This window comes from Rhizobium sp. SEMIA 4085, from assembly GCF_013004495.1.
Lineage (GTDB): Bacteria > Pseudomonadota > Alphaproteobacteria > Rhizobiales > Rhizobiaceae > Rhizobium > Rhizobium gallicum.
Window position 1 is genome coordinate 1 of the sequence record NZ_JABEPH010000510.1, and the last position, 3302, is coordinate 3302.

The 3302-nt window shown below is 56.1% G+C and carries 3 protein-coding genes; all 3 read right to left on the reverse strand.

Going from position 1 to position 3302, the window contains the following annotated elements:
• Window positions 1–246: 246 nt before the first annotated feature.
• On the reverse strand, window positions 247–2151 hold the full coding sequence (locus C9413_RS30070; protein ID WP_170251327.1) for an acyltransferase family protein: 1905 nt from the start codon (window positions 2149–2151) through the stop codon (window positions 247–249).
• A gap of 98 nt (window positions 2152–2249) precedes the next feature.
• The gene (locus C9413_RS30075) at window positions 2250–2429 is read right to left on the reverse strand and encodes a hypothetical protein (protein WP_170251328.1); all 180 of its coding nucleotides are present in this window, start codon (window positions 2427–2429) and stop codon (window positions 2250–2252) included.
• Between the two features lie 161 nt (window positions 2430–2590).
• Window positions 2591–3302: metallophosphoesterase family protein (locus C9413_RS30080; RefSeq protein WP_170251329.1), on the reverse strand; the 712-nt coding region annotated here is incomplete at its 5' end.

Consider the following 3302-nt stretch of genomic DNA (forward strand, 5'->3'; position numbering starts at 1 on the left):
CACTCACCCTGGAAGGGCCGGCGCCTGGAATGGGGCGGACAGTCAACCGAGGGCCTTCCCTCCGATCGAAGTCGCGGCCGCGCTCGGCCTGTCGCTGATTGCTTACGTTTAAATCGAAAAATCGTTGGGCAGGGTGGCCAATTGGCGATTTCAGTCCAGGCGTCGCGCCCCTGGCAACATCAAACACCTGACGAAATGGCGCAAGGCTTGGCCGAGAAGACCGCGGCCGCGCATCTGGCACAGACTTCAATTGACGCGGGTTACGAGCGGGAAATAGCGTTCAACAACGCTAGCGCTGCCAAAATTCGACAGGTGACCGGAATCGAAGTAGAGCATCCTGCCATCGACAATGTAAGGGCACTCGCCGGCTGCGCAGTCCATCGCAATCGGATCAACGAAATCGGCGCCTCCCGCAGCAGTACGCAGCCGCTGGTTAAAATCGTGATCGATCACGGTTGACCAAGAGGCCGCTTGTTGGCCGGCGGCTGCCTTCTTAAACGCAATGACGTCGACATTGGTTACAAACATTGGCGATTGCCCGATCACTATAACCCGGACACCCTCCGCCTGCAGCTGTCTGACAGTGCCTTCGAGCATATCCAGGCCCCGGCGTTGCAAATCAACCCATCGGCCCGAGAGCACGACCGTCTTAACGCCAAGCGAGCGGATGATCTCTAGTGCCTTCTGATTGAACGCCTGGCAGTTCGGTCTTGCGTAGGAGTAGTAAGCAAGGACCGGAGGGCATCCGGCAAATGTATACTCATAGACGCGGCCATGAATGGACGCAGCATTCGCGATGATCCCGGGGGCGTAGTGGGCGGCATAAGAATCCCCCCACAGAAGCGCAACATCACCCATGTTTGTGGTCAAAGCGCAATCTTCAGGGCGCCATTTTTTAAAGCCGTCGTCGTCTTCGAAAAAGCAGATGCCATTCCGCCACGTCTGGCCGGCCTGCACTGTCGTATCCGCGCTCGCTACAACCGCAGAAACGTCAAGCTTGCGCGCTTCGACCTTGGCTTCATAGCCGGGAAAACGCTGGGGGAAGCCATGAGCGGTGATGCCCGCGTAACCAAACAGCGAGACGATCGACATGCTGGCAAGCGCCGAGCCGATGAGGGCGCGCCGAGGCCAACTTACGGTCTGCAGACGGAACGGCGTTTCGACAAAGCGCCAGGAGCAAATGGCAAGCAGAAGACTGGCGGCGATAATGCCCATGGCGTGGAGCCCGTTGGGCTCCTCCAGGGGCACGTATCGGACGAAGACGGTAATTGGCCAGTGCGCCAGATAGAGCGAATAGGAAATCTTGCCGATGAACACGAAGGGCGCGCTCGCAAGAATTTTGCCGACCACCGAACGGGTCGGGCCGCCTGTATAAATGATGAGAGCTGCGCCCGCGCATGGCAAAACGGCGGCGAGCCCCGGAAATGGCGTCGCTTCAGTATAGGCAAATACTGAAAAGAGGATCAAGATCGCGGCACCAATCGCAACGACGTTGTTTGTCCCGTAGGACAGCGTGCTTTGTCCTCCCCAAAGCGCCAGCAAGCTTCCAATCAAGAGCTCCCAGCTTCGTGTCGGCAAGAGGAAGAAGTTCGCAGTCGGTGCGACGTCGATCGCATAGATGCTAAGCGCCAGAGACAGACTTAAGGCGAGTGCGAATGCCGCAAACCGCACGCGGAAGTTCACTTTGTAGAGCAGCCACATGGCGATCGGCATGAAGATGTAGAACTGCTCTTCAACTGCAAGCGACCAGGTATGCAGCAAAGGGCGTAAAAGCGCGCTGTTTTCGAAATAACCTGAGAACTTCCAGAAATAGATATTTGAGGTGAATGTCCCGACGGCAACCAGGCTTCGGGCGAAGTCTTCGAAGAATGGTGGTAGGAAAAGCATGTAAGCGGCGATCGCCGTCAGTAAAATATAGAAAACCAGTGCCGGAATGATTCTACGAAAACGCCGCTCGTAGAATGTCAGTATGGAAAATCGATCATTCTTGAGATCGTCGTTCAGAATTCTTGTAATGAGGAAGCCCGAAATAACGAAAAAAATGTCGACGCCGACGAAGCCGCCAGAAAATCCAGCGACGCCGGCGTGGAAAAACAGCACCGGCAATACTGCTATCGTCCGTAATCCGTCAATCTCCGGCCGATACTTCATGAATATCCTAGTTTGTGAAAGGACTTTCAGGTTATTTAGTCATGGGTAATCAGCTTAGATGCCGAAGTCAATAGAACAGTTAAGCCGGCGAAACTTCCTTATCTGCGCTGTGTAACATAGTTTCTTTTTGGTTCATCAGCTTCCTTGATAGCTGTTTGTGTTTTACATCGATGGCTTACTTCACCACCCGAAGCGGCCGGCGCCTCACCGGAATTTGTTGGCGATCCGCCCTGCAGCTTTCCTGAAACGGCTGAAGGATGAAGAATGGTATCGGTCATCCGTCGTGATCCGCAGGCGATGGAATGTGTTGCATGCATTGACCAAGGCGGCGCTGTGCCATTGAATTTGACGGCAATGCGCAGACAGCGCCTCCCCTAACGTCGGCCGCGCAAATCGGCACGGCAGGGCAGCGGCCAGCACCACCCAAAGAGCCGGGCTGTCAGATAAAATTAAAGCTTGCCTCGGCGATCTTCAGCACCGTCAGGTGGCCAGTGGCCGTTGCCGCCGTGTCGATGGCTACCCGCTGCGGTCCGAAGGTCGGCTGCAGGACAGGTGTATGCCCGTGGATCACGAAGAGCGGCCGACGCGGGCCTTCGCTTAAGAATGGCTCGCGGATCCACATGAGGTCCATATCCGTTTGTTTTGACATATCGACGCCAGGCTTTATGCCGGCGTGCACGAAGAGTAACTTGCCGATCTGAAGCGAGACCGGCATCATTTCGATCATGGCGATGTGCTCTTCTGGGACGAGTTCCGCGACGAGACCTTGAAGACCGCGAACCCCCTTCGTCTTGATGACATGCGCAACGTCGATACCGTAAGAAGCAAGCGTCTCGGTCCCGGCGAAGTCAAGCCAATCGCCAATGATGGAAGGCTTGCGGAACATGCGGGCAAACTCGTCGTCGTGATTGCCCGAAAGCGCGACCTGCATAAAGCCGACAGGCGGCCCTGCTGCAAGCATGTCGAGAACCTTGCTGCTGGCGGGACCGCGATCCACGTAGTCGCCGAGAAAAACGAGGAGCTTGCGGCCAAGATAGGCCCGAGCGTCATCGACTATGCGTCGTTGTGCTTCTGCCAGTTCATCGGCACAACCGTGTATATCGCTGACAGCATAGATCGCACCGGAGTCGCTGTCGGCACCCCACGTCCTT